The sequence below is a fragment of the Vibrio sp. 10N.261.52.A1 genome (assembly GCF_002876325.1).
In the GTDB taxonomy this organism is placed as follows: domain Bacteria; phylum Pseudomonadota; class Gammaproteobacteria; order Enterobacterales; family Vibrionaceae; genus Vibrio; species Vibrio chagasii.
Genome location: NZ_MCYD01001002.1, coordinates 1 through 3,026, shown reverse-complemented (window position 1 = coordinate 3,026; position 3,026 = coordinate 1). Strand labels below are relative to the sequence as shown.

Annotated in this window: 4 protein-coding genes; all 4 read right to left on the bottom strand. The window is 44.6% G+C overall.

The window, feature by feature from the left end; genetic code table 11:
- Nucleotides 1-91: 91 nt before the first annotated feature.
- The gene (kdsA, locus tag BCT81_RS21740) at nt 92-943 is read right to left on the bottom strand and encodes a 3-deoxy-8-phosphooctulonate synthase (protein WP_004739800.1); all 852 of its coding nucleotides are present in this window, start codon (nt 941-943) and stop codon (nt 92-94) included.
- Nucleotides 944-968: 25 nt separating this feature from the next.
- Entirely contained in the window at nt 969-1,778 is an 810-nt protein-coding gene (locus BCT81_RS21735; RefSeq protein ID WP_102425807.1) for a SirB1 family protein, read from the bottom strand.
- Nucleotides 1,779-1,804: 26 nt separating this feature from the next.
- The gene (locus BCT81_RS21730; RefSeq protein WP_004739804.1) at nt 1,805-2,188 is read right to left on the bottom strand and encodes a SirB2 family protein; all 384 of its coding nucleotides are present in this window, start codon (nt 2,186-2,188) and stop codon (nt 1,805-1,807) included.
- A gap of 194 nt (nt 2,189-2,382) precedes the next feature.
- A partial coding sequence (prmC, locus tag BCT81_RS21725) for a peptide chain release factor N(5)-glutamine methyltransferase (protein WP_102425806.1) occupies nt 2,383-3,026 on the bottom strand: 644 nt, incomplete at its 5' end.

Below are 3,026 nucleotides of genomic sequence, written 5' to 3'. Positions count from 1 at the left end.
AGCTTAAGGAGCTCAAGGTAGTCGCCATTCACTTAGCTATAGGTACAAAAAAGCCGGCAATTACGCCGGCTTGGAATTCTATACTGTTCGACTATTTAATATCGATGTGGTCAAAACCTTTGATAAGGTCATCAAGTGCTTTCATCTGCTTCAAGAACGGCTCTAGCTTGTCTAGAGGCAGTGCAGATGGACCATCACAGCGTGCTTGATCTGGGTTCGGGTGAGCTTCAATGAATAAACCAGCAATACCTGTCGCTAAGCCAGCTTTTGCAAGTTCAACCGTTTGCTCACGACGACCGCCAGATGCAGCACCTGAAGGGTCACGCATCTGTAGAGAGTGCGTCACGTCAAAGATGATTGGGCTGCCGTTTGAAGCTTTCTTCATTACGCCAAAACCAAGCATATCTACAACTAGGTTATCGTAACCCATGCAAGAGCCACGTTCACAAAGGATAATCTTGTCGTTGCCACATTCTGCGAATTTATCAACGATGTTACCAACCTGGTTCGGGCTCATGAACTGAGGCTTCTTCACGTTAATAACTGCGCCAGTCTTCGCCATCGCCTCAACAAGGTCCGTTTGACGAGCTAGAAATGCTGGAAGTTGAATAACATCAACCACATCAGCAACCGGCTGAGCTTGTGCTTCAGTGTGAACATCAGTGATGATCTTCACGCCAAAAGTATCTTTCAATTCTTGGAAGATCTTTAGACCTTCTTCCATACCTGGGCCACGGTATGAGTGAACTGAGCTACGGTTTGCCTTATCGAAAGACGCCTTAAATACATAAGGAATACCCAGCTTTTCAGTTACTTTCACGTAGTGCTCACAGATCTGCATTGCTAGATCGCGAGATTCAAGAACGTTCATGCCTGCAAATAGCGTAAATGGCTTGTCGTTAGCAATTGGCATATCGCCAATATGAACTGTTTTCTGTTCCATCATATTCTCTCTAAATAATTATTAATTAGTGAACAACCACGGTCTTTTCATTCATGACGTTCACTTGAGATTTCAGTAACTCAGATGCAGGGTCATCTGGGCATTGGTCGATAAAATATTGGTAATCCGTGGCTGCCACTTGGTGACAATCCAACTGCTGATAGATAAAGCCACGGTCGCGGATTTCATACGGGTCGTCAGGTACAAACGTTAATGCAAGGTCTGTACATTTCAATGCTAGCGTATAGCGCTCTTCTCTCAGTAACGCACTCTTTAATAGCGCTAACCACTTGCCAATGATTGTTGGATGGTCAGCCACTTCTAAATGCTCAGATTTAAGCTCAGCTAAAGGGCCATCATGGCCGATCAGCCACGCTCGCAGCGTTTGCTCACCAACGTATTCACCATTGTATGGATTGATATACACTGCTGCTTGGCCGTACCAAGTCACTTTAAGCAGAAATTGAGTCGGGAAAGAGACCCCCTCTACTGGAAAGCCTAGCTTGCGACCTAGAAAAAGAAAGATCGCGCCAAGACTGACAGGAATGCCTTTCTTACGCTCTAGCACTTTATCGATAAAAGCGTTCTCTGAAGAGAAATAAGCGTCTTTATCACCCGCAAAGCCCCATTCATAGAAGAATAATCGAATAAAGGACTCAAACTTCTGTTGCTCATCGGTTTCATGGACCAAAGCAAATTCAGCTTCTTTAAACAGTCTTGCCAGCTCTTGCTCAGCCCAACCGTCTTGAGTGTCTGGGTTAATCGCTTTATTTAAGATCAATGCACCTTCTGCTAATTCTAGCTGGTCAAAGTCTTCGTCAAAAAATTCGTACATAGGTAGTTAACCGAAATAGGAGATCATTAACCGAAAAATGTTGGCGTCTTCGTCATCGCAATTTTGCCAGCCATAGCTAACCAGCCAAGCGCACCGAAGAAAGAGAATACTCTCAATAGTTTATTTTTACCCAGTTTCAGCGCAAAGAAACCCAATGCGATGTATGCCATTACACACGTTAGCTTTTCTGTTAGCCATGGTGCCGCTGGGGTAAATGGAATAAAGCCAGTGATAAAAATCAAGCCAATACCCGATAGCAATAGCAACGAGTCGTTAATATGCGGGAAACGCTGCAAGAAAGGGTGCTTAAGCTTTGGTGAGTTCGCCATCATAAGAACGAAACGAATTGAAAGAAGTGACACGCTTATCGCAATCGTTAGTAGGTGAAAATGTTTTAAACCTTCGTACATGGTATTCCTTTATATTTTTATATGTGCTTTCGTTAATACGAGCGACATTGGACCCGTTGGTGCTCTGTATTTCTGCGTTAAATGCACTACTGAGTCAAATGTAATTTCGCGTTAAAGGTATCAATTTCGTAAGTTCGCCTTCTAGGATTACATGAGTGGCTAGCAACTACTAGCCCTAAGCAAACAACAACGAACTATGAGCAATAACGACCTAATGTCACTCGGTCATTACCGCCGTAATCTTTCTCTGTAACCACATCGAGATAACCTAGCGCTTGCATTATCTCACGTACAGCCAAGCCTTGGTCGTAACCGTGTTCAAATGCCAACCAACCCTCATTTTCTAAAAAGCCACGTGCGTTTTCAGAAATGTAGCGAATGTCAGCAAGCCCTTTCTCTTCAGCGACAAGCGCAGTAATCGGCTCAAAACGCACATCGCCTTGCGAGAGATGAGGGTCATCTTTCTCTATATAAGGTGGGTTAGAGACAATCAGAGAGAACTTAACCTCACCGCCATCAGAAACCAGATCGCTAAGCGGATCAAACCAACTACCATGCAAAAAAGTAGCATTGGTGATATTTAAGCGTTTCGCATTCTCTGTCGCGAGCGCTTGAGCTTCAGGACGAAGATCAATGCCCGTCACTGGTCGATTTGGCATCTCAGACGCCAACGCCAATGCAATAGCACCAGTACCTGTGCCTAAATCGAGAATCGCGCCTTGTTTGCCATAAGTTTTATCCAGCGCGACTTCGACCAAACGCTCGGTATCCGGACGAGGAATTAAAGTAGATGGCGAAACTTTTAACGGCAGCGACCAAAACTCACGCTCACCGACAA

Excerpts from the sequence above, each read along its gene's own strand:
- BCT81_RS21735 (WP_102425807.1), bottom strand. The coding sequence starts at position 1,778 with ATGTACGAATTTTTTGACGAAGACTTTGACCAGCTAGAATTAGCAGAA.
- BCT81_RS21730 (WP_004739804.1), bottom strand. The coding sequence starts at position 2,188 with ATGTACGAAGGTTTAAAACATTTTCACCTACTAACGATTGCGATAAGC.
- kdsA (WP_004739800.1), bottom strand. The coding sequence starts at position 943 with ATGGAACAGAAAACAGTTCATATTGGCGATATGCCAATTGCTAACGAC.